Annotated in this window: 20 protein-coding genes; 18 read left to right on the top strand and 2 right to left on the bottom strand. The window is 31.6% G+C overall.

Features of this window, described 5'->3' with window-relative positions; all coding sequences use genetic code 11:
* The first annotated feature begins 37 nt into the window (after window positions 1-37).
* The 3 genes from KGNDJEFE_RS11080 (at window position 38) to fucO (ending at window position 2,289) form a co-directional block, all read left to right on the top strand.
* Window positions 38-388, top strand: a complete 351-nt coding sequence (locus KGNDJEFE_RS11080) for a hypothetical protein (protein ID WP_006441076.1) — start codon at window positions 38-40, stop codon at window positions 386-388.
* Between the two features lie 76 nt (window positions 389-464).
* Window positions 465-1,013, top strand: a complete 549-nt coding sequence (locus KGNDJEFE_RS11075; protein ID WP_040410727.1) for a TetR/AcrR family transcriptional regulator — start codon at window positions 465-467, stop codon at window positions 1,011-1,013.
* Between the two features lie 127 nt (window positions 1,014-1,140).
* Window positions 1,141-2,289, top strand: coding sequence for a lactaldehyde reductase (gene fucO / locus KGNDJEFE_RS11070; protein ID WP_006441079.1), 1,149 nt, complete (start codon window positions 1,141-1,143; stop codon window positions 2,287-2,289).
* Window positions 2,290-2,429: 140 nt separating this feature from the next.
* Here fucO and KGNDJEFE_RS11065 read toward each other — a convergent pair whose 3' ends face one another.
* Entirely contained in the window at window positions 2,430-3,095 is a 666-nt protein-coding gene (locus tag KGNDJEFE_RS11065; protein WP_006441082.1) for a DUF4318 domain-containing protein, read from the bottom strand.
* A 1-nt stretch (window position 3,096) separates the two neighbouring features.
* Window positions 3,097-3,546, bottom strand: a complete 450-nt coding sequence (locus KGNDJEFE_RS11060) for a LytTR family DNA-binding domain-containing protein (protein WP_040410728.1) — start codon at window positions 3,544-3,546, stop codon at window positions 3,097-3,099.
* 232 nt (window positions 3,547-3,778) lie between these two features.
* Here KGNDJEFE_RS11060 and KGNDJEFE_RS11055 point away from each other — a divergent pair, with 232 nt between their 5' ends.
* The 15 genes from KGNDJEFE_RS11055 (at window position 3,779) to KGNDJEFE_RS10990 (ending at window position 22,633) form a co-directional block, all read left to right on the top strand.
* Window positions 3,779-4,708 carry a CobW family GTP-binding protein gene (locus KGNDJEFE_RS11055; RefSeq protein WP_006441084.1) on the top strand — a complete coding sequence of 310 codons (930 nt, stop codon included), beginning with the start codon at window positions 3,779-3,781 and terminating at the stop codon, window positions 4,706-4,708.
* 135 nt (window positions 4,709-4,843) lie between these two features.
* Window positions 4,844-6,328, top strand: a complete 1,485-nt coding sequence (locus tag KGNDJEFE_RS11050) for a bifunctional metallophosphatase/5'-nucleotidase (protein WP_040410729.1) — start codon at window positions 4,844-4,846, stop codon at window positions 6,326-6,328.
* 127 nt (window positions 6,329-6,455) lie between these two features.
* Window positions 6,456-7,217 (top strand): pentapeptide repeat-containing protein, encoded by a 762-nt coding sequence (locus KGNDJEFE_RS11045; RefSeq protein ID WP_006441086.1) that lies wholly within the window; start codon window positions 6,456-6,458, stop codon window positions 7,215-7,217.
* 132 nt (window positions 7,218-7,349) lie between these two features.
* On the top strand, window positions 7,350-7,523 hold the full coding sequence (locus KGNDJEFE_RS11835; RefSeq protein ID WP_006441087.1) for a hypothetical protein: 174 nt from the start codon (window positions 7,350-7,352) through the stop codon (window positions 7,521-7,523).
* Window positions 7,524-8,045: 522 nt separating this feature from the next.
* The gene (gene purE / locus KGNDJEFE_RS11040; protein WP_006441089.1) at window positions 8,046-8,519 is read left to right on the top strand and encodes a 5-(carboxyamino)imidazole ribonucleotide mutase; all 474 of its coding nucleotides are present in this window, start codon (window positions 8,046-8,048) and stop codon (window positions 8,517-8,519) included.
* A 137-nt stretch (window positions 8,520-8,656) separates the two neighbouring features.
* Window positions 8,657-10,012 carry an amidophosphoribosyltransferase gene (gene purF, locus KGNDJEFE_RS11035; RefSeq protein ID WP_006441090.1) on the top strand — a complete coding sequence of 452 codons (1,356 nt, stop codon included), beginning with the start codon at window positions 8,657-8,659 and terminating at the stop codon, window positions 10,010-10,012.
* A 171-nt stretch (window positions 10,013-10,183) separates the two neighbouring features.
* Window positions 10,184-11,260: a phosphoribosylformylglycinamidine cyclo-ligase gene (gene purM, locus KGNDJEFE_RS11030; RefSeq protein ID WP_006441091.1), complete on the top strand. Its 1,077-nt coding sequence runs from the start codon at window positions 10,184-10,186 to the stop codon at window positions 11,258-11,260.
* Window positions 11,254-11,850, top strand: coding sequence for a phosphoribosylglycinamide formyltransferase (gene purN, locus KGNDJEFE_RS11025; RefSeq protein ID WP_006441092.1), 597 nt, complete (start codon window positions 11,254-11,256; stop codon window positions 11,848-11,850). The genes purM and purN overlap by 7 nt, the downstream gene beginning before the upstream one ends.
* Window positions 11,843-13,378, top strand: coding sequence for a bifunctional phosphoribosylaminoimidazolecarboxamide formyltransferase/IMP cyclohydrolase (gene purH / locus KGNDJEFE_RS11020; RefSeq protein ID WP_006441093.1), 1,536 nt, complete (start codon window positions 11,843-11,845; stop codon window positions 13,376-13,378). Before purN ends, purH begins: the two co-directional genes overlap by 8 nt.
* A 19-nt stretch (window positions 13,379-13,397) precedes the next feature.
* Window positions 13,398-14,648, top strand: coding sequence for a phosphoribosylamine--glycine ligase (gene purD / locus KGNDJEFE_RS11015; RefSeq protein WP_040410730.1), 1,251 nt, complete (start codon window positions 13,398-13,400; stop codon window positions 14,646-14,648).
* Between the two features lie 31 nt (window positions 14,649-14,679).
* Window positions 14,680-18,465 carry a phosphoribosylformylglycinamidine synthase gene (locus KGNDJEFE_RS11010; RefSeq protein WP_148881850.1) on the top strand — a complete coding sequence of 1,262 codons (3,786 nt, stop codon included), beginning with the start codon at window positions 14,680-14,682 and terminating at the stop codon, window positions 18,463-18,465.
* A gap of 370 nt (window positions 18,466-18,835) precedes the next feature.
* Window positions 18,836-19,594, top strand: a complete 759-nt coding sequence (locus tag KGNDJEFE_RS11005) for a chromosomal replication initiator protein DnaA (RefSeq protein ID WP_006441097.1) — start codon at window positions 18,836-18,838, stop codon at window positions 19,592-19,594.
* A 316-nt stretch (window positions 19,595-19,910) separates the two neighbouring features.
* Window positions 19,911-21,044 carry an iron-containing alcohol dehydrogenase gene (locus KGNDJEFE_RS11000; protein WP_006441098.1) on the top strand — a complete coding sequence of 378 codons (1,134 nt, stop codon included), beginning with the start codon at window positions 19,911-19,913 and terminating at the stop codon, window positions 21,042-21,044.
* A 242-nt stretch (window positions 21,045-21,286) separates the two neighbouring features.
* The gene (locus tag KGNDJEFE_RS10995; protein WP_006441099.1) at window positions 21,287-22,144 is read left to right on the top strand and encodes a DUF5685 family protein; all 858 of its coding nucleotides are present in this window, start codon (window positions 21,287-21,289) and stop codon (window positions 22,142-22,144) included.
* Window positions 22,145-22,195: 51 nt separating this feature from the next.
* Window positions 22,196-22,633, top strand: a complete 438-nt coding sequence (locus tag KGNDJEFE_RS10990) for a tetratricopeptide repeat protein (protein ID WP_006441100.1) — start codon at window positions 22,196-22,198, stop codon at window positions 22,631-22,633.
* Window positions 22,634-22,646: the final 13 nt, after the last annotated feature.

The raw sequence follows: 22,646 nt of genomic DNA, 5'->3' as shown, positions 1-22,646 counted from the left end.
AGGAAATATTGAAATAAACGACTTTATAGGAGGTAATATGAAAAATTCGAAATACTATGTTTGCCCAATTTGTGGGAATGTAACTGTATGCACAGGAAATGCAGAGATTTCTTGTTGTGGTAAAAAATTAGAAGCTTTAGAGCCTAAAAAAGCTGATGAAACGGAAAAATTAAATGTAGAACAGATTGAAAATGATTGGTATATTTCTAGTGAACATTCAATGACAAAGGAACACTATATATCATTTATTGCATTTGCAAAAGGAGATAAGATAGAGTTAATCAAACAATATCCAGAGTGGAATCTTCAGACTAGAATTCAGAGAAGAGGCCATGGAAAACTAATGTGGTACTGTACACAACATGGATTCTATTATCAGTATTTATAATCTTGCCGTAATTGTTTATAATAGGAATAGAATTATCCTATTATAAAATTAAAGATAAAAGGCAAGGTGGAATCTAGTGAAATATGTGAAAGAAGATCTTTCCGACGGTTTAAAGAGATGTTTAACAAAGAAAAAGATAAGTGACATAAGTGTCAGTGATATATGTAATGAAACAGGGGTATCTAGGCAGACATTTTATCGTCACTTTAGAGATAAAGAAGATTTAATAAATTGGTCAATAGATGTAATACTAGAAAATTCTTTTAAACACATGGGAAAAGGTGTAAGTTTGAATGATGCATTAAATAGAAAGTTAGATTATATAAAAGAGGAACGTGTATTATTTAACAAGGCTTTTAAGATGGATAATCAAAATAATATGCGTGAACACGATTTTGAGTTAATTTATACTTTTTATAAGAATATGATTGAATCTAAAAATGGCGAAAAAATAAGCGACGAAATGGACTTTTTATTAAAGATGTACTGCCAGGGATCTGTGTATATGACAGCAGAATGGGTGTTAGGCGGCTGTAAATCCGAAGTTAGCACAGTTGTAGATAATTTAATAGCTGCTATGCCATATAAATTATCACTGTTATTTGAGGAATTAAATTTAATTTAGTGACAGATTGTTATTTTTGTAACTTCCTTTTAGATGTTTTATATTGTTATAATATAGACAAAGATAAAGATATAAATAAAGATTTACAAGATATAAGTAAATTATCAATCAAAAGGAGATATGAAAAATGGCAAATCGTATAGTATTAAATGAAACTTCTTATCATGGAAAAGGAGCAATAAAAGAAATCGTAACAGAAACAAAAGCAAGAGGATTTAAAAAAGCTTTTGTATGTACTGACCCTGATTTATTAAAATTCAATGTGTCTACAAAGGTTATAGATTTATTAGATGAAGCTAACTTAGCATATGAAGTTTATTCAGATATAAAAGCAAACCCTACAATAGCTAATGTTAAAGCTGGTGTTGAAGCGTATAAAAATAGTGGAGCTGACTACATAATAGCTATAGGTGGAGGAAGTAGTATAGATACTGCTAAAGCTGTAGGTATAATAATAGCAAACCCTGATTTTGAAGATGTTGTATCATTAGAAGGTGTTGCAGGAACTACTAACAAAGCTGTTCCAATATTCGCAGTTCCAACTACTGCAGGTACAGCAGCAGAAGTAACAATAAACTATGTAATAACTGATGAAAATAAAGACCGTAAAATGGTTTGTGTAGACCCTAAAGATATACCAGTAGTAGCATTTGTAGATCCTGATATGATGGCTAGTATGCCTAAAGGACTTACAGCAGCAACAGGTATGGATGCTTTAACTCATGCAATAGAAGGATATATAACTCCAGGTGCTTGGGAAATGAGTGATATGTTCCACATAAAAGCTATAGAAATAATAGCAAATTCACTAGAAGCAGCTTGCAATAATGAAGAGGCTGGTCGTGAAGGTATGGCATTAGGTCAGTATATAGCTGGTATGGGATTCTCTAATGTTGGATTAGGAATAGTTCATTCAATGGCTCATCCTCTAGGTGCTTTATACGATACTCCTCATGGTGTTGCTAATGCGATAATACTTCCAACAGTAATGGAATACAATGCAGAATATACAGGAGAAAAATATAGAGATATAGCAAAAGCTATGGGTGTTGAAGGTACTGAAAACATGACTCCTGAAGAATACCGTAAAGCAGCTGTTGATGCAGTTAAAGGTTTAAGTGAAAGAGTTGGAATACCAGCAGATTTAAAAGATATAGTTAAAGAAGAAGACTTAGATTTCTTAAGTGAAAGTGCATTTGCAGATGCTTGCTGCCCAGGAAATCCAAGACCAACTTCAGTAGCAGAAATAAAAGAATTATACAAATCATTAATATAATTGATTTGATGATAAAATAGAGCTAAATTTCATATAAGAAAATATAAGGGATAAGAGTGATAGCTTATAAAATAGCTAACAATCTTATCCCTTTACTTTTTTATTTAGTTTGAATTTTTATAGTAAGTAGTTTTCAATCACTAAACTGTTTTTATTGATATTGCTGTTATCGGAGTTCCAACTACACTATAGTATTCTACTATATCGGCTTCGTATAAGACACCGTCTATTCTTATTAAAGCTGGTAAATCCATAGATACATATTCAACATTTTCAAACTGAGAGCAGTATTTATTTATTTCTTCGAAAAATTCTTCTATTGTTTCAATTCTTCTATCAACTTCTATATAAAGAGTTTTGTTTTTCTTAGCAGAAATTGATGAGTTTAAGCTATTTGATATATTTTTTAGGTATAAATACTCTAAAAGCCAGATAGCTAGAATTGTTAAAACTGCTGAATTTATAAATAGCTTAAATATAAACGGTATTAAAGCAGATACAGCAGATATTATTACACAGAGCATCATAATCCAATAAACTCCAGTTATACCATTTAATACATGGTAAGTTGATCTTAAATCCTGATTTAATTCTCTAAAAAATATAGTTAAAAAGCCTAACACAATAGAAGATATTAAGATAATAGGTGCTAGATTTTGTGAAGCTAGAGTGTTTTCATTGTGTGTTAAAAAAACGGACACCATATAAACTGAGAATATAGCAAATCCTAAAAATGATCCTTGTATTATCGAATTTTTAAAGTATTCTTTGTAATTTTGTTTTATTAAATTTATACTACTTGTCATATTATTTCCCTCCAGTCAAAACTTCTTTTAATTTCTTTACATAATTTCTAGAGATATACACTTCTTGTCCGTTTATTAGTTCAGCTTTCATAAGACCACTTGCAGCAGGTTTATATACTGAAACATATCTCAAGTTTAAAATACTGGACTTAGATATTCTTAAAAAATATGTTGGAAGTATTTTTTCAAGTTCGTAAAGTCTTTTACTGCATTTGTAAGAATTATTTTGAGTGTGCAAAATCTGTATATTTGACGAACTTTCGATAAAGATTATCTCAAAGAAAGGAACATAGTGAAGTTTACCATCTACGGTACAGGCAATATTTTCTGTTCTAAAATTTTCTTTTTCTAAGTATGAGATAATTTCGTCTGAGTGTTGATTAGATTTATGTAAATTTAATATTGCATTTTCTTGTTTTTCTTCTTCAATATGATTTAATGTAACTTTCAATTTATTCACCTCGATATCAATAGCTATTACCAGATTAAAGATGTATCTTTGAGTTAATAAAGATTATTTATCTTTAAGTTAATGATAAACGAAAGAGTTTTTAACGTCTATAGAAATACGCTTAGAGGTATTAAATGTATATGTAAGAGGGAAAGTATTTTATATATTGACGAATGTCGATATAAAATGTATAATTTAAATATCGATAATTATCAATGTATGAGGTGAGATTATGAAAACTAAGTTATATTTACTTACAGGATTTTTAGGTTCGGGAAAAACAACTCTTCTTCTTGAAATGCTGAAGAGATTAGATAATAAAAAAATTGGCGTTATACAGAATGAAATTGGAAAGATAAGTATAGACGGTGAAATTTTAAGAAATGACGATATACAGATGGTGGAACTAAATAGAGGCTCTATATTCTGTTCTTGTTTAAAATTAAACTTTGTACAGGCACTTGCAGATATGGCAGAAAAAGATTTTGAGTATCTTTTTGTTGAGAGTTCTGGGATAGGAGATCCATCTAATTTAGATGAGATATTAAAGGCTGTGACAGTTATAGCCGGAGATAAGTACGAGTTTAAGGGAGCTATTTGTTTAGCAGATGCAATAAACTTTGAAAATCAGCTAGAAGAAGATGAGGCAGTTGAAAGACAGATAAAACACTGCAATATGGCTATAATAACAAAGAGCGATGTTACAGGAGATGAAGGATTTGAAAAAGTACTTAATAAGATAAAAGAGATAAATCCTATTTGTAGAGTAGAAAAAAGTGTAAATGGTGTAATGGACTATTCATTCTTAGATGAGGACTTAGTTCAGTACAAATGGGCAGAGTCTGAGGAATCAACAAATTCTGTAGAAACTAAACCAAAGACATTATTCTTAAATTTTGAAGGTGAAGTAGAGCAGGAAAAATTAACAGCATTCCTTGAAGATATGGCAGATGATGTTTATAGAATGAAGGGATTTTTCAATCTTAAAGGAGAAGGTTGGAATCAGGTAGATGTCGTAGGGAAGAAGATAGATTATAAACCTTGCAGTGATAAAGGAAACTCTCAGCTTGTGTTTATTTCTAAAAAAGGACCAGCTATAATCAAGAAGATATTCTCTAGCTGGGAAGAGAGAGTTGGATTAGAAATGAAATTAAAAAATTAAAAATAGGAATACAAAAATGGCTATTGCATGTATTTATGCAATAGCCATTTTTAATTTATTTATAATATAGATTTAATATTCTCTTATTGTAGTTTTGTTAATATGAAAAGACGGATAAAAATAGGAGAGATAAAAATGGGAAAAAAGAAGGACAAAACAAAGGAAAGATATAAGAATTTAACACTACTACATTCAAATGATTTGCATGGGGATTTTTTAGCTGAAAAGATAAATAAAGATCTTGTCGGAGGTGTTTCGATGCTTTCTGGATATATAAACAAGGTAAGAAATGAAGAACAGAATGTTATATATGCAATATCAGGTGATATGTTTAGAGGTTCTGTTATAGATAGCGAATATAAAGGGATTTCAACAATAGAGATAATGAATCTACTTGGACCAGATGTGGCTACTATAGGTAATCACGAGGTCGATTACGGAATTGCACATCTTTTATTTATTGAAAAATGTGCGACATTCCCAATTATAAACGCAAATATGTATATTGCGACAAATGGAAATAGATTATTTAGACCATATAAGATAATAAAGATAAACGGAATGAAGATAATGTTTATCGGTTTGATTACAGAGATGGTTCTTGCAAGAACAAAATTAGAAAGTATGATAGGACCATTTATAGATATAAATGATGCTGTTGAAGAAGTAGGTAAGGTTTGTAATGCATATAAGCCAGATGATGTCGATTTAACTGTACTTTTAACTCATATTGGATTTGAAGCGGATAGAGTATTAGCATCTAAATTAAAACCTGAATGGGGAATAAATATGATTATCGGTGGTCATACACATACATTTTTAGACGAGCCAGAAGTGGTAAATGGGATTCCGATAGTTCAGGCTGGTATAGGAACTTCTCAGATTGGCAGATTTGATTTAATTATAGATACGAAAAAAAATAAAATAGCTTCATATAAATGGAATACAATTCCTATAAAGGACGAGTACTGCCCAAGAGATGAGGAACTAGAAGATTTAATAATGACATATAAATACGAGGTTGATAAAAAATATGGAAAAATAATAACTAGATTGAATAGACAGTTGACACATCCTGAAAGGAGAAGAGAAACAGAGGCTGGAAATTTAATGGCAGATATTCACAAGGAGATTGCAGGGGTGGATATTATGTTTTTAGGAAGTGGAAGTTTGAGAAAGCAGAGATTAGGCCCTGTTGTTACACTTGGGGATTTAACAGAATTTTACCCTTATGACGACGAAATTTTTGTGGCAAAGGCAAGTGGAAAGGTTATTAAGAAGTTTGTATCTAGTATGATAAGAAAAGCACTCGATGTAGATACTGTAAGTGAATTTTATCAAGTTTCTTATGGAAGTGAGTTTGTATGGTCGAAATCTGAAAAGAGATTAATAAAGGCTGAACTAGACGGGGAAAAGATAAAGGATGATAAGAAGTATACGATAGGTATTCAGAGATATCACCTTGAAAATCTTGAAAAAAATCTTGGTATTAAAAAGAAAGATTTTGAGAGCGAGTTTAGGTGTACAGCTACTTCTGGATTCCAGGTTGTGGAAGAGTATTTGGCGAGTCATACACATTTGGATTCTGTGGTTGAGGGAAGGATAAAAATAAAAGAATAGATATAGTATATAAAGAAGAGATTATAATTAATGTTTAATCTCTTCTTTTTTTGTTCAGGTGGTATAATTAAAGAAAAGATGTAAACACAGTAAAGTAGTACATTTTGCTAAAGAGGAAGTGATATCTATGAAAAAAATAATAGAGAAAGAACAACTTTTAGATATGCTAAAAAATAGAAATAAAAATGAAAGACTAGATTTAAGAAATTGTATTTTTAAAGACATGGATCTTTCAGAATTAGATTTAAGAAATGTAGATTTAGATTGGTCAGATTTTGAAAATGTAAAACTTGCTAATGTAGATTTTGAAAATTCAAATCTAAGCAATGTTTTTCTTGAACATGCAGATTTATCTAATGCGAGTTTTAAAAATTGTACGTTACACGCTACTAATTTGAGATATACTGATTTAACTAATGTAGATTTGAGTGGAGCAGATATTTTTGGAGCTAATTTAGAAGAATCAAAAATGGACGGTATAAAGACTGATGAAAATACAAAACACTACAAAATGGTATGCCCAGAAACAGGAGCGTTTTTAGCATGGAAGACTTGTTTCAATACTAGACTTGTTAGACTTCTAATTCCAGCAGATGCTAGAAGAACTAGCTCTACACTAAACACTTGTAGATGTGATAAGGCTAAGGTGCTTGCTGTCACAGATCCAACAGAAACTGTTAAATTTGATGAGGCTGTTTCCTATGTAGATGGAGATTTTGTATATAAGGTTGGAGAAATGGCTTATGCTAAAGGTTTTAATCCGGATAGATGGAGAGATTCTACAGGTGGAATACACTTCTTTATGACTAAAGAAGAAGCTTTGGGATATCTTATGAGTATAAGTGGAGAACAGAGCGAAACGGTTACAGATTGGACTAAAGAAAAATAAAAAATAGATTTTTTTAAAATTAAAGAATAAGATAGGATATAAAAATAGATTTGTTATTAAAAATATTGTAGAATACCTATTTTCTATGTTAATATATACTTTGATTGACTTCGAAAGGTAGGTATAAATAAAATGGGTACTATACTATTGTTAAAAAGATTTTTTGCTATATGTATATTATGCCTAGGTGCAAATATACTCGTAGATAAATTTGATAAAGATTTAAAACTTTCAAAAACTATGAGAAGAGTGATTCTATTTGCACTTTATATTGGTGTAGCTGTCCTTGTAACTTGGGCGTTTTAGTTTTAAGACTGGATTATAAAATTTTTATATATAAATATAAAAAAACTATTTAAAAAATGTATATTTCGTTATACAATACACATTGTGAATTAAAACAATATGAATTTAAAATAATTAATGGTAACAAAGCGTTGAGTGCTGCTTCATTAAATGACGGTATTCGATGCTTTATTTTTTTGTGCAAAAAATGTAATTGTAAGAAGGAATTATTAGCATGGAAATGGAAATATATAAATGTATACTATACTTATAATATAGTAATAGAATTAAAAACTCTTTTAGAAATTCAAAATTTTTAAAAGTTGGGTAAAACACGAATAAAAACCGCAAAAAAATAGAATAAGTACCAAAAATACGAACAATATAGCTAAAAAATCCTAAAAAAATTTAATAATTTCAAAAAAAAGCAAAAAATATATTGATAAAATATGGATATTAATATAATATTTATATATAATAGTTCGTATAATGGTACGAATTTTTGACTAAAAACAAAAGATTTGAGAAGGAGAGGGGAAAATAATGAAAGTAGCAGTAATTATGGGATCTAAATCAGATTTTCCAAAAGTAGAAGAAGGAATAAAAGTATTAAAAGAATTCGGTGTAGAAGTTGTAGTTAGAGCATTATCAGCTCATAGAACTCCAGTACAGTTAACAGAATGTTTAGCTGAACTTGAAGACAACACTGATGTAATAATAGGAGCAGCAGGAAAAGCAGCACATCTTCCAGGTGTTATAGCAGCTCAGACTTTAATTCCAGTAATAGGACTTCCAATAAAATCATCAACAATGGACGGACTAGATTCACTATTATCAATAGTTCAGATGCCAAAAGGTATACCAGTAGCAACAGTTGCAATAGACGGTGGTCTAAACTCTGCGTTACTAGCTATACAGATGATGTCATTAAAATATCCTCAGTTAAAAGAACAGTTAAAAGCATATAGAGATGAAATGGCTAAAAAAGTTCTTGAAGACGATGAAAGCTTTAGATAATTTTAGTTAAATAGAATTTTAAAAATGTTTGGACTCTCTGCCTATTTTATGTAGAGAGTTAAAAACATATTTAAATATAAATTAATAATAGACAGTTTTAAATTTTTAAATATTATTTTATAAAAAGGAGCGAGTGTATGAGCGGTATATTAGGTGTTTACTCAGACAAACAGGTGTCAAAAGAGCTTTACTACGGAATATATTCTATGCAGCATAGAGGACAGGAAAGCTGTGGTATAGCAATATATGATGAAGAAGCAAAAGAAGTAGTATACAAAAAAGAAAAAGGTCTTGTTGGAGATGCATTCAAAGAAGACGAATTAAAAAATTACAAAGGTAATCTTGGTATAGCACATGTTAGATCATCTTCAGTTGGTCATAACCATGTTGCTAATACTCAGCCATTTGTTGGAAGTTGCAGAAATAGAAATCTTGCAATAGTTGACAATGGTAGTTTAGTTAATGCTAATTATTTAAGAGAAACATTAGAAGAAGAAGGATTCATGTTCCAGACTAATTCTGATGCAGAAGTTATACTTCATATATTAGCTAGATACTACAAAGGAGATATAGTAGAAGCTGTTAAAGTTACTATGGACTATATAAAAGGTTCTTATACTTTAGCTATAATATGTGATGATTCTCTAGTTGCAGTTAGAGACCCACACGGATTTAGATCACTTCTATTAGGTAAAAAAGGTAATGAATATCTTATAGCATCAGAAAATAGTGCTATAGAAATACTTGGTGGAGAAGTCATAAGAGATGTTGAACCAGGTGAAATAATAGTTATAAAAGATGGAGAATTAAAATCTTACAACTATTCAGATACTTACAAACCAGTTAAGAAAAGCTGTATATTTGAACATGTTTATATAGCAAGAAACGATGCAACACTTGATGATTTAAATGCATACGAATTTAGAATAAACTGTGGTGCTTACCTAGCTAAAAATGAAGATGTAAAAGCTGACTGTGTTGTTCCAGTTCCAGACTCAGGATGGGCAAGTGCAATAGGTTATGCTAATGAAAGTGGATTACAGTTAAGTGAAGGACTTGTTAAAAACAGATACGTTGGTAGAACATTTATAAAACCAACTCAGGAAGAAAGAGAAATAGCTGTTAGAATAAAATTAAATCCACTAGTTCCAGCAATAAAAGGTAAATCAATAATATTAGTTGATGACTCTATAGTAAGAGGAACTACTTCAAAACAGTTAATAAAATCTTTAAAAGAAGCAGGGGCTAAAGAAGTTCATTTAAGAATAACTTCACCACCAGTAAAATATCCTTGCTACTACGGAATAGACACTCCTACAAGAGAAAGTTTACTTGCAGCAAGTCATTCTGTTGAAGAGATGAGAGAATATATAGGCTGTGATACATTAAAATTCATAAGCATAGAAGGAATGAAAGAAGCAGCTAAAGGAATGAATACATTCTGTACTTCTTGCTTCGATGGAGATTATCCAGTTAGAAAGATAGATAAATAATTAATTTACTGTATAAATAGTAAAGTTTAGTTTATAATGTAAATAATAGGAAAATCGTACTTTGCTAAAGTTTTTGAGTTGAAAATTATTTTAATAATTAGATATTGAAACTTATCAAAGTATACGATTTATTCTGATTAGAAAATAATAAAATCTAGGAGGAACGTAGAAATGCTAACATATAAAGCTTCGGGAGTAAATATAGACGAAGGGAATAGAGCAGTAGACCTTATAAAAGGAAAAATAAAAGAAACATATGATGACAATGTAATAGGTGATTTAGGTAACTTCAGTGGACTTTACAGTATAGCTGAATTCTCAGGAATGAAAGATCCAGTTATAATGGGAGCTACTGACGGTGTTGGAACAAAATTAAAAATAGCTCAGATGATGGATATACATCACACTGTAGGTATAGACCTAGTTGCAATGAGTGTTAATGACCTTATATGCCAGGGAGCAAGACCATTATTCTTCCTTGACTATATAGCACTTGGAAAATTAGTTCCAGAACATATAGAAAAAATAGTTGATGGTGTAGCTAACGGATGTAAAATGTCAGGATGTGCATTAATAGGTGGGGAAACTGCTGAAATGCCAGGTATGTACGGAGAAGATGACTACGATTTAGCTGGATTTGCTGTAGGTATAGCAGATAAATCAAAAGTTGTAACTGGTAAAGATGTTAAAGCAGGAGACGTTTTAGTAGGTATAACTTCAAGTGGTATACATTCAAACGGATTTTCATTCATAAGAAAAATATTCTTAGAAGAATTCAAATACGATATGAATCAGTATGTTGAAGAACTAGGAATGACAGTAGGTGAAGCACTTCTAACTCCTACAAAAATATACGTTAAATTAGCATTAGATTTAATAGAAAAACACAATATAAAAGCAATAGCTCATATAACTGGTGGTGGTGTTATAGAAAACATAACAAGAGTTATACCAAAAGGATTAGGACTAAACATAGACACTAAATCTTGGGAAAAACCACCAATATTCAAAATGATAGAAGGATTCAATGCAGTTGAACAGAGAGAATTACATAAGAGCTTCAACATGGGTATCGGTCTTGTTTTAATAGTAAACAAAGAAGATGCTCAGGCTGTTGTTGATTATGTAAATGGTAGACCAAGTGATAACAAAAACTTTGTTGACGAAAAATACGCTGACCTTATGGAAGATAATGCATACATCATAGGTGAAGTTGTTGATACTCATGAAGGAGTAGAATTATGCTAAAGAATATAGCTGTTTTAGTATCTGGAGGAGGAACAAATCTTCAGTCTATAATAGATGCAACAGAAGCAGGAGAGATAAACGGTCAGATAAAGGTAGTAATCTCTAACAAAGAAAATGCATACGGTCTTGAAAGAGCAAGAAAGCACAATATAGAAGCAGTATTTGAAAACGATGAAAAGAAAGTAATCGAAATATTAAAAGAAAAAGAAATAGATATAGTTGTTATGGCTGGATATCTAAAAATAATCAGCGCTGATTTTGTAAATGAATTCAAAAACAGAATGATAAATATTCACCCATCTCTAATACCTTCTTTCTGTGGTAAAGGATACTACGGAAAGAAAGTTCATCAGGGAGTTCTTGATTACGGTGCAAAAGTAACTGGAGCTACAGTTCACTTTGTAACAGAGGGAGCTGACGAAGGTCCAATTATAATGCAGGAATCTGTAAAAGTAGAACAGGATGATGATGCAGATACTCTAGCAGCTAGAGTTCTTAAAGTAGAACATCAGATACTTAAAAAGAGTGTTGCACTTTTATGTGATGACAAAGTAAGAGTTGATGGAAGGAGAGTATATATAAATGAGTAAGAGAGCTTTAATAAGCGTAACAGATAAAACAGGAGTAGTTGAATTTGCAAAAGCATTAAACGAACTTGATTTTGAAATAATATCAACAGGTAATACATTTAAAATACTAAAAGAAAATGGTGTAAATGTAATGCAGGTTGAAGATGTTACTAAATTCCCAGAAATATTAGATGGTAGAGTAAAAACTTTAAATCCATTTATACACGGTGGAATACTTTACAGAAGAGATTTAGAATCTCATGTAGAAACAGTTAAAGAACATGGAATACATTCAATAGACCTTGTATGTGTTAACCTTTATGACTTCGAAGGTACTTTAAAAGCAGGAAAAAGCCATGCAGAAATGATAGAAAACATAGATATCGGTGGACCTTCAATGATAAGATCTGCTGCTAAAAACTACAAAGACGTTATAGTAGTTACAGATATAAAAGACTACGATTTAGTAATAGAAGGATTAAGAAAAGGTGATTTAACAGAAGAAGAAAGAAGAAACTTAGCATACAAAGCTTTCTCAACAACAGGAAGATATGATGCTATGATATCTACTTACTTTGCAGAACAGGTTGGAGAAGATTACCCAGAATTCTTAAATCTTACTTTCCAGAAAGAACAGACTTTAAGATACGGTGAAAACCCTCATCAGAATGGTATATTATACGCTCAGCCAAACGCTAAAAACCCTATACTAAACTACGAACAGTTAAATGGTAAAGAATTATCTTTCAATAACTTAAACGACTTACACGGATGTTTAGAAGTTATGAGAGAATTCAAAGATAGTGATAAAGTAGCTGCAGTAGCTATAAAACATACTAACCCATGTGGTGTTGCTTTAGGAGATACAGCTTTAGAAGCTTATACTAAATGCTACGAAGCAGATAAAACTTCTATATTCGGTGGAATAGTTGGTATAACTTCTACAGTAGATAAAGCTACAGCTGAAGAATTACACAAAATATTCCTTGAAATAGTTGTTGCTTACGACTTCACTGATGAAGCTTTAGAAGTATTAAGAACTAAGAAAAATCTTAGAGTATTAAAACTTGCTAAAATAGAAGACAGCAAACAGAAATACGAAATGAAATATCTTGATGGAAAACTTCTTATCCAGGATAAAGATACTAAATTAGCTGACAAATATGAAACAGTTACTAAATTAGAACCAACTGAAGAAGAATTAGAAGATATGAAATTCGGTATGAAAATAGTTAAAAATATGAAATCAAATGCAATAGCAGTTGTTAAAGATGGTCAGACTCTTGCTTTAGGTTGTGGTCAGACTTCAAGAATATGGGCTCTTAAAAATGCATTAGAAAACAACAAAGATGAAAAAGACTTCACAGGAGCTACTTTAGCATCAGATGCATTCTTCCCATTCGATGACTGTGTAACTTTAGCTAATGAATTTGGCATAAAATCAATAGTACAGCCAGGTGGATCAATAAGAGATAATGACTCTATAGAAGCTTGTGACAAATTCAATATGTCTATGGTATTCACAGGAGTAAGACACTTCAAACACTAAACTTAAGGAGAGTATGGATATGAAAATACTTGTTGTCGGCGGTGGCGGAAGAGAACACGCTATATGCTGGAAGTTAAAAAATGAAAAAGATGTCGAAAAAGTATATTGCGCACCAGGGAATGCTGGTATAGCAGACTCTGCTGAATGTGTAGATATAAAAGACAGTGATATAGAAAATCTAGTAAAATTCGCAAAAGACAACGCTATAGACCTTACAGTAGTGGGACCTGAGGTCCCACTTGTAATGGGAATAGTTGATGCCTTTGAAAAAGAAGGTCTAAGAATATTTGGACCAAACAAACAGTGTGCTACTTTTGAAGGAAGTAAAGCATTCTCTAAAGATTTCATGATAAGAAATGATATCCCAACTGCAAAATACAAAGAATATACTGATTTAGATGAAGCTATAGCAGAAATAGATAGCTTTGGATACCCAGTAGTTATAAAAGCAGATGGTCTTGCAGCTGGTAAAGGTGTTGTAATACCTGAAAACAGAGAAGATGCTATAACAACTTTAAAAGAAATGATGGCAGACAAAAAATTTGGAGACGCAGGTAACAAAGTAGTAATAGAAGAATTCTTAACAGGAATAGAAACTTCTATACTAGCATTTGTTGATAATAATACTATAGTTCCAATGGAAAGTGCTAAAGACCATAAAAAAGTAAACAATGGTGAAAAAGGACTTAACACTGGTGGAATGGGAACATTCTCTCCAAGTGAACTATGGACTGAAGAACTAGCCAATGAAATAAAAGTAAATGTACTTGATAAAACTTTAAAAGGATTCCAGAATGACGGATTAGATTACAGAGGTATATTATTCGTTGGAGTAATGATAACTAAAGAAGGTGTAAAAGTACTAGAATACAATGTTAGATTTGGAGATCCAGAAACTCAGTCAGTATTATTTAGATTAGAAACTGATCTAAGCGAAATAATGAATGCTGTAATAGATAACAAACTTTCTGAAATAGAAATAAAATATACAGATGAACAAGCTATCTGTGTTATGCTAACTTCAGGAGGATATCCAGAAGCCTATGAAAAAGGCAAAGAAATAACAGGTCTTGACAAATTAGATGATGAAATAGTAGTATTCCACAGTGGAACTAAGATGTCAGATGGTAAATTAGTTACAAACGGCGGAAGAGTTATAGGTATAACTGCTAAAGCAGGAACTGTAGCAGAAGCTGCCGATAAAGTTTATGAAAATATAAAAAGAATAAACTTTGAAGGAATGCACTACAGAACTGATATAGGTCTGTAAAATTTCCGAAAAAAAATTTGGAGGAAGAGAAATGGATAAAAACGTCAAAAGAGTATTAGTCGAAAAAAGAAACGGCTTTGATCTTGAAGCAAGAGCTCTTAAAAAAGACATTGAAGAAAGTCTTCATATCACTTCTGTTGACTCTTTAAGAGTTTTAAACAGATACGACGTAGAAGGTATATCTGATGAAGTTTTCCAGAATGCGGCAAACTCAATATTCTCAGAACCAAACCTTGATGTTGTTTACTTTGAAGAAGTTCCTTGCAATGAAAATGAAAGAGTATTCGCAGTTGAATATCTTCCAGGACAGTACGATCAGAGAGCTGATTGGGCTGCTCAGTGTATACGGATATTAAATCAGGGTATGAGACCTGAATTAAAATCTGCTAAAGAGTATATACTATCTGGAAACATAACAGATGAAGAATTCAATAAAATCAAAGGGTATATAATAAACCCTGTTGATAGTAGAGAAGCTGGGTTAGAAAAATCAGAATCATTAGCTCTAGTAACTGAAAAACCAACAGAAGTAGAAATACTAGATGGATTCATCGAATTAGATGAAGAAGGTCTTAATAACTTCGTAAAATCTCAGGGTCTAGCAATGACTTTAGAAGATTTAAAACATGTTCAGGTTTACTTCAGAGATGATGAACACAGAAACCCAACTATAACAGAAATAAAAGTACTAGATACTTACTGGTCAGATCACTGTAGACACACTACATTCATGACTGAATTAGAAAATGTTGAAATAGCTGAAGGTAAATATACTGACGCTATAAAAGAAACTTTCGATGACTACATGAACACTAGAAAAGAAATATATGTAGATAGAAAGAAAGATGTTTGCTTAATGGACATAGCTACTTTAGCTATGAAAAAACTTAAAAAAGAAGGAAAATTAGCAGACCTTGACGAAAGTGAAGAAATCAATGCTTGTTCTATAAACGTAGACGTAGAAATTGATGGAAAACCAGAAAAATACTTAGTAATGTTCAAAAATGAAACACACAACCATCCAACAGAAATAGAACCATTTGGTGGTGCTGCAACTTGTCTTGGTGGAGCAATAAGAGACCCATTATCAGGAAGATCTTATGTTTACCAGGCAATGCGTGTAACTGGTGCTGCAGACCCTAGAACTCCTCTAGAAGAAACATTACCAGGAAAATTAATGCAGAAAAAAATAGTTACAGAAGCTGCAAATGGATACAGTTCTTACGGAAACCAGATAGGTTTAACTACAGGACAGGTAGCAGAAGTTTATGATCCAGACTTCGTAGCTAAGAGAATGGAAATAGGTGCTGTTATAGCAGCTGCTCCAAAAGAAAATGTAGTTAGAGAAAGACCACAGGCAGGAGATATAATAGTTCTTCTTGGTGGAAAAACTGGTAGAGATGGTTGCGGTGGTGCAACAGGATCTTCTAAAGAACACAGTGAAGAATCTATAAACACTTGTTCAGCAGAAGTTCAGAAAGGTGATGCACCTAACGAAAGAAAAATCCAGAGATTCTTTAGAAATAAAGAAGCTGCTCAGATGATAAAAAGATGTAATGACTTCGGTGCAGGTGGGGTTTGTGTTGCTATAGGTGAAATAGCTGAAAGTTTAGACATAAACTTAGACCTAGTTCCTAAGAAATACGACGGACTTGATGGTACTGAACTTGCAATATCAGAATCTCAGGAACGTATGGCAGTTGCAATAGCTGCAGAAAACAAAGATAGATTCATAGAATTAGCAAAAGAAGAAAACTTAACTGCTACTCACGTTGCTACAGTTACTGATACAGGATACATGAGATTATTCTGGAATGGTAAAGCTATAGTAGACTTAAAGAGAGCTTTCTTAGACACTAATGGTGCTAAACAGAAAACTAACGTAGTAGTTGAAAAAGTTGACGAAGAAAATACATTCTTCGATAACGTAGAAATAGTTAAAGGTGCTAATACTATAGAAGAAAAATTCCACAAAGCATTATCTGATTTAAATACTTGTTCTCAGAAAGGACTTGTTGAAAAATTCGATACTAGTATAGGTGGAAACACAGTAGTAATGCCATTTGGTGGTAAATATCAGGCTACTCCAGAACAGGGTATGGTTGCTAAAATACCAGTACTTGGTGGAGAAACTGATACTTCTACAATAATGACTTACGGATACAACCCTAAAATAGGTAAATGGTCTCCATACCACGGTGCATTATATGCAGTAGTTGAATCTGTTGCTAAATTAGTTGCACTTGGAGGAAACTACGCTACTACAAGACTTACTTTCCAGGAATACTTCGAAAGACTTGGAAAATCTCCAGAAAGATGGGGTAAACCATTCGCAGCTTTACTTGGTGCATACTATGCTCAGGAACAGTTCGAAATACCTGCAATAGGTGGTAAAGACTCTATGTCAGGAACATTCAAAGATATAGACGTACCTCCAACATTAGTATCATTCGCAGTAGATACTGTAGATGCTAAAAATGTAGTTACTTCAGAATTCAAAAAAGCTGGATCAAAAGTAGTTAAAATATCAGCAGCTACTTTAGACAATGGTGTAGTAGACTTTGATGAATTAAAGAAAAACCTTACAAAAGTAAGAGAATTAATATTAGATGGTAAAGTGCTTTCAAGTTATGCTCTTGGATTTGCAGGAGTTGGTGAAGCAGTTGCTAAGATGGGATTCGGTAACCATATCGGATTCAAATTCAGTGAAGAAGCTGTTGAAGCTTATGAAAACACTGATGATTTATTTGCAGCTGATTACGGAACAATACTTCTTGAACTTGCAGAAGATGATTTATCAGTTCTAAAAGGATACAGATGTATAGTTCTTGGGGAAACTACAGCAGAACCTGCTATAGACTTCAACGGTGAAAAAGTAGACTTATGTGGATTATACAAATCTCACTGCAATACTTTAGAATCTATATACCCAACAAAAGCAGCTGAAATAACTTCAAAAATAGAAAATATAAGCTATGTAAGAACTGGTGCTCCAGCTAAATCTTCTTTAAGCATAGTAAAACCTAAAGTATTAATACCAGCATTCCCTGGAACAAACTGTGAATACGATGCAGCAAGAGCTTTTGATAGAGCTGGTGCAGAATCAACTATAAAAGTATTTAGAAACTTATCTTACCAGGATATAGAAGAATCTATAGACGCAATGGTTGAAGAAATCAAAAAATCACAGATAATAATGATACCAGGTGGATTCAGTGCTGGTGATGAACCAGACGGTTCAGCTAAATTCATAGCAACAGTATTCAGAAATCCTAAGATGAAAGAAGCTGTTCATGAATTCTTAAATGAAAGAGATGGTTTAATGTTAGGTATCTGTAATGGATTCCAGGCTCTTATAAAACTTGGATTAGTTCCATACGGAGAAATAATAGAACCTTGTGCAGAAGCTCCTACATTAACTTACAATAATATAGGACGTCATCAGGCTAAGATAGTTAACACTAGAATAGCTTCTAACAAATCTCCATGGTTAGCTCAGACAGAAGTTGGAGATATACATAGTATACCAATATCACATGGTGAAGGTAGATTCGTTGCAAGTGAAGAAGTAATGAAAGAGCTTATAGAAAACGGACAGATAGCTACTCAGTACGTAGACTTCGACGGAAATGCTACATATGATATAGACCACAATCCAAACGGATCATTCTACGCAGTTGAAGGTATAACAAGCAAAGACGGTAGAGTATTTGGTAAGATGGGTCACTCAGAAAGATTAAGTGCAAACATAACTAAGAATATACTTGGTGAAAAAGACCAGAAAATATTCGAATCAGGAGTATTATACTTCAAATAAGATGTAATAAATTTCAAATACCCGCTCAAAATTTGAAATTTAAAATATCAAAACAAAAAGTTTATTCGAAAGTAAAAATTCTACATCATTTTGACCGTATGAAATGGTGGAGAAAATCATATTGTTAATTAAAAAGAACGTAAAAATAGGGACTGAATTCTCAAAAGGCCAACCCGCTCACAGGCTAGAGGATTCAGTCCTCTTTTTTTATTTATTTTTTATTTCTGTAAAACTCTAAAAAAATAATATAATTTATTTTAAAGTTAAATATTTAAAATAATTGAAACAATTCGATATAAATTGTAGTATAATATATTATAGATTTCGATAGAATAAATCTATAGATATAGGAAATAATAAGGAGGGCAATATGAATATAGAACAATTTACAAAAGAGACTCTAAACAGCCTTCAATCAGAATTAAGTAGTGTAATAGAAAGTGTAAGAAAGATAAAATTTAGTGGAAACACTCTATACATAATATCTGACATAGCAAAAATAGATGAACAGATAAGTCCAGAGATAATAGAAATGATAAAGACTTATATAGTAGCTAAATCAGGAATAAGCTATGGCATAAATATTGTATTTCTAAGTGAAGACGATATAATTGAGTTAGGACTTAGAAAAATAGCGGAAATACAGCTATCAAAGAACTATCAGAATGAAGAAAAATCAGAGGAAGATGATAGTACAATAGAAGTAAAAAGACCTGAGCATGAAGAAGAAAAACAAGAAGAAAATAAAGAATATAAAGAAGAAGCAGATATAAATAGAATAGATGCTATGGATGTTTGGAAGGTAATGCTTGGAAGAATACAGGAATTAATTAGTCCAGCTGTTTATAAAGCTCTATTTAAAGATAGTAAGCAGATAGACTATCAGATGGGAACAGTTGTTGTACGTGTAGGAGATGTAAGAGTTGTTCAGATAATGGAAACACAGTATTTAAGATTCCTACAAGATGTTTCTGAAGAATTATTTGGAGTAAGACTAGGATTCAAGTTTGTTGTAGATGATAAAAAAGAAGAACGGCCTAAGAAAAAGGATGAAGAAGAAGTATACCCAGCTAGTATGAATGATTTAAACGACTTCTTTAGTTTTTTAAACAGTCTTTACAATAAATAAATTTATAAAATATAAAAAAGATAAAAATCTAAATACAGTTTACATAAAATTTAAGGTTAAGAAGAGAAAAAGAGAGCATCTAATTTGTCAGCAGAGAATAGGTGGCTCTCTTTTTCATTGTAAAAATATATAAATTTAAAAGTTTGAAATATAAATATGAAAAATATTATAATTAAAGATGAAGTAAATTTAGAGGAATGTTCAAATAATCTTCATTGAATAAAAGCTATTAACTGATATAATTAGTATAAGTAGTAAAAAATAAAGTAAGTAATGAATGTGTAAATATATTTTTTAGGAAATGAGGCGAGTTATAATGGAATTTAACTACAACTTACCAGTCAATATAGTATTTGGACGTGGAAAAGTAAACGAACTAGGAAAAGAAACAGCGAAGTACGGAAAAAAAGCACTTATAGTAACAGGGAGATCTAGTTCTAGAAAATCAGGACTTTTAGATAGAGCCGTTGAGCTTTTAGCTAAAGAAGGTGTTGATGGAGCAATATTTAATGAAGTGACACGGAACCCACTTATATCAACAGTTGAAGAAGGTGCAAGAATAGCAAATGTAGAAAACTGTGATGTTGTTGTAGCTCTTGGTGGTGGAAGTATAATGGATGCAGCTAAAGCTATAGCATTAATGGCTGTAAATGAAGGTGATGTAAGAGAGTATATGTACGGACAGAAATCTTCAGATAAAGCACTTCCATTAATACTAGTACCTACAACATCTGGAACTGGTAGTGAAGGTAACTGCTATTCTGTACTTACAGATGATAAAAACAACGATAAAAAATCACTTAGAACACCAGCTATATATGGAAAGGTATCAATAGTAGACCCAGAAATTATGGTAACTATGCCTAAAAGAGTAAAGGCTTCTGTAATATTTGACGCTGCTGCACATGCAATGGAAGCTGCTGTAAGTAAAAAACGTACACCATTATCAGATGCATATGCACTTTATGCTATGAAGTTAATAGCAGATAACGCAGAAAATGCTGTAAACGATGAAGAAATAAATTATGAAGTATGGGAAAAAATAACTTTAGGAAGTATGTTAGCAGGTATGGCTATAGGATGTTCAAGCTGTGCACTTCCTCATGCATTAGAACACCCAGCGAGTGGACTTAAAAACATAGTTCATGGAGAAGGATTAGCAGCACTTACACCTGCAATAGTTGAAGCATCTTGGGAAAGTGATCCAGAAAGATATGCAGCTATATCAGCTCTTCTAGGAGGAAATAGTGCATTGGATTGTGCGGATAGTATAATAGGATTCTTAAAAAGAATAGGATTAGATGTAACATTAAATGACTTAGGAATAGAAGAAAGTGACGTAGATTGGATGGTAGAAAACGCATTTAAAGTATCAATAGGAAATATAAACAATCATCCAAAGGAATTCTCTAAAGAAGAAATAAGAGAAATATATATAAAATCTTTATAATAAATAATAATAGAAAGTATAGGGGCTATTGCAATGAATTGCAGTAGTCCTTTTTTGAATTCTAAATAATTTTTAAAGTTTTGAATAAACCACTTGAATATAATTCGATTATGGTGTATGTTAAGGTATATTCAAGTATTTCTTAGTATAATATAATTAAGATAATAGAATCTAATTGATTTGAACATATTTATAAAATCAAATATATTTAATAATTGGATATATGGGAAAAGAGGATAATAATGTTTGGATATGTAAAAATAAATAAAATGGATTTGACATTTAGAGAATACGAGCATTACAAAAGCTATTATTGTGGGCTTTGTAAAACTCTAAAGAGAAATCATGGACAGATATCTCGATTTTCTTTAAACTATGACATAACATTTCTAATAGTTCTTTTATCTGCGGTGTACAATCCAGAATCAAAAGTAACAGAAGAAGTGTGTATAGCAAATCCTATAAAAAAGAAAAAGGTACAAGTAAATGAAATAACTGAATATGCAGCCGCTATGAATGTTCTTTTAACTCATTTCAAATTAGAGGACAATGTAAAAGACGACGGTGGAATTAAGGATAAATTGGCGTATAATGTCTATAAAGGAAGCCTTAAAGAAGCGTATGATAAATACAGAGAAAAGGCTGAATATATAAAAGAATGTTTATCTGAGCTTGAAAAATTAGAAAAAGAAGAATCAACAGATTTAGATGATGTTTCAAATACATTTGGAAATCTAATGGGAGAAATATTTGCATACAAGAAAGACGAGTTTGAAGATAGACTTAGAGAAATAGGATTTAACATAGGAAAATATATCTACGTTTTAGATGCATATGAGGATTTGGAGGAAGATATTCAAAAAGGAAGATATAATCCTTTTAAAGGATATGAGCCAAAGAGCGATGAATTAAAGAAAAAAGTAGAGAGAATAATTTCTATGAGTCTAGGAATGCTTGGTAGAAATATAGATATGCTTAAAGTTAAGAGAAATGTCGGTATAATTGAAAATATAATATATTCTGGTGTATACTTGAGATATAAGAACATATTATATGGAGATGGAAAAGATAAAAATGGCGATGTAAGCCATATAAATTAAGCAATAAGATTTATTAAAATATACAAAAATAACGAAAGGAAAGTGAATATTATGTACGGAGAAGCAATGAATAGAAATGTTTATATTGAGGCTAGAAATTTAATTGCAAATAGAAGATTTGCAGACGCATATAGAATGCTTAAAGAAGTAGTTTCAAGTGATAGAAATGCTGAGTGGTTCTTCCTAACTGGAACTGCTGCAATGAAAATGGGTAGATATGAAGAAGGTGAAGATTATATAAAAAGAGCAAGATTTATGGAGCCAGAAAATAAAGAATATGATGAAGCATATAATCAGTTTAGCTCATATAGAAATAACTACGATGATAGAGCAAGATACTACAATGAAAGCAGAAGATACGATTCAAGTGGATGCTGTCCATGCTGTTGCTGCTGTTGTGGAGACGATTGTACAGACACTTGCTGCCAGCTATGGTGCTTAGACTCATGCTGTGAATGTATGGGTGGAGACTTTATAAGCTGTTGTTAATTTATTGAAATTT

It is taken from the genome of Peptacetobacter hiranonis, from assembly GCF_008151785.1.
GTDB classification, from domain to species: Bacteria; Bacillota; Clostridia; order Peptostreptococcales; family Peptostreptococcaceae; genus Peptacetobacter; species Peptacetobacter hiranonis.
The sequence above is the reverse complement of the archived record's forward strand: the minus strand, read 5'-3'. Positions and strand labels throughout refer to the sequence as shown.

Coding starts and splice junctions, on each gene's coding strand:
- KGNDJEFE_RS11080 (WP_006441076.1), top strand. CDS start 38: ATGAAAAATTCGAAATACTATGTTTGCCCAATTTGTGGGAATGTAACT.
- fucO (WP_006441079.1), top strand. CDS start 1,141: ATGGCAAATCGTATAGTATTAAATGAAACTTCTTATCATGGAAAAGGA.
- KGNDJEFE_RS11065 (WP_006441082.1), bottom strand. CDS start 3,095: ATGACAAGTAGTATAAATTTAATAAAACAAAATTACAAAGAATACTTT.
- KGNDJEFE_RS11055 (WP_006441084.1), top strand. CDS start 3,779: ATGAAAACTAAGTTATATTTACTTACAGGATTTTTAGGTTCGGGAAAA.
- KGNDJEFE_RS11050 (WP_040410729.1), top strand. CDS start 4,844: ATGGGAAAAAAGAAGGACAAAACAAAGGAAAGATATAAGAATTTAACA.
- KGNDJEFE_RS11045 (WP_006441086.1), top strand. CDS start 6,456: ATGAAAAAAATAATAGAGAAAGAACAACTTTTAGATATGCTAAAAAAT.
- KGNDJEFE_RS11835 (WP_006441087.1), top strand. CDS start 7,350: ATGGGTACTATACTATTGTTAAAAAGATTTTTTGCTATATGTATATTA.
- purE (WP_006441089.1), top strand. CDS start 8,046: ATGAAAGTAGCAGTAATTATGGGATCTAAATCAGATTTTCCAAAAGTA.
- purF (WP_006441090.1), top strand. CDS start 8,657: ATGAGCGGTATATTAGGTGTTTACTCAGACAAACAGGTGTCAAAAGAG.
- purM (WP_006441091.1), top strand. CDS start 10,184: ATGCTAACATATAAAGCTTCGGGAGTAAATATAGACGAAGGGAATAGA.
- purN (WP_006441092.1), top strand. CDS start 11,254: ATGCTAAAGAATATAGCTGTTTTAGTATCTGGAGGAGGAACAAATCTT.
- purH (WP_006441093.1), top strand. CDS start 11,843: ATGAGTAAGAGAGCTTTAATAAGCGTAACAGATAAAACAGGAGTAGTT.
- purD (WP_040410730.1), top strand. CDS start 13,398: ATGAAAATACTTGTTGTCGGCGGTGGCGGAAGAGAACACGCTATATGC.
- KGNDJEFE_RS11010 (WP_148881850.1), top strand. CDS start 14,680: ATGGATAAAAACGTCAAAAGAGTATTAGTCGAAAAAAGAAACGGCTTT.
- KGNDJEFE_RS11005 (WP_006441097.1), top strand. CDS start 18,836: ATGAATATAGAACAATTTACAAAAGAGACTCTAAACAGCCTTCAATCA.
- KGNDJEFE_RS11000 (WP_006441098.1), top strand. CDS start 19,911: ATGGAATTTAACTACAACTTACCAGTCAATATAGTATTTGGACGTGGA.
- KGNDJEFE_RS10995 (WP_006441099.1), top strand. CDS start 21,287: ATGTTTGGATATGTAAAAATAAATAAAATGGATTTGACATTTAGAGAA.
- KGNDJEFE_RS10990 (WP_006441100.1), top strand. CDS start 22,196: ATGTACGGAGAAGCAATGAATAGAAATGTTTATATTGAGGCTAGAAAT.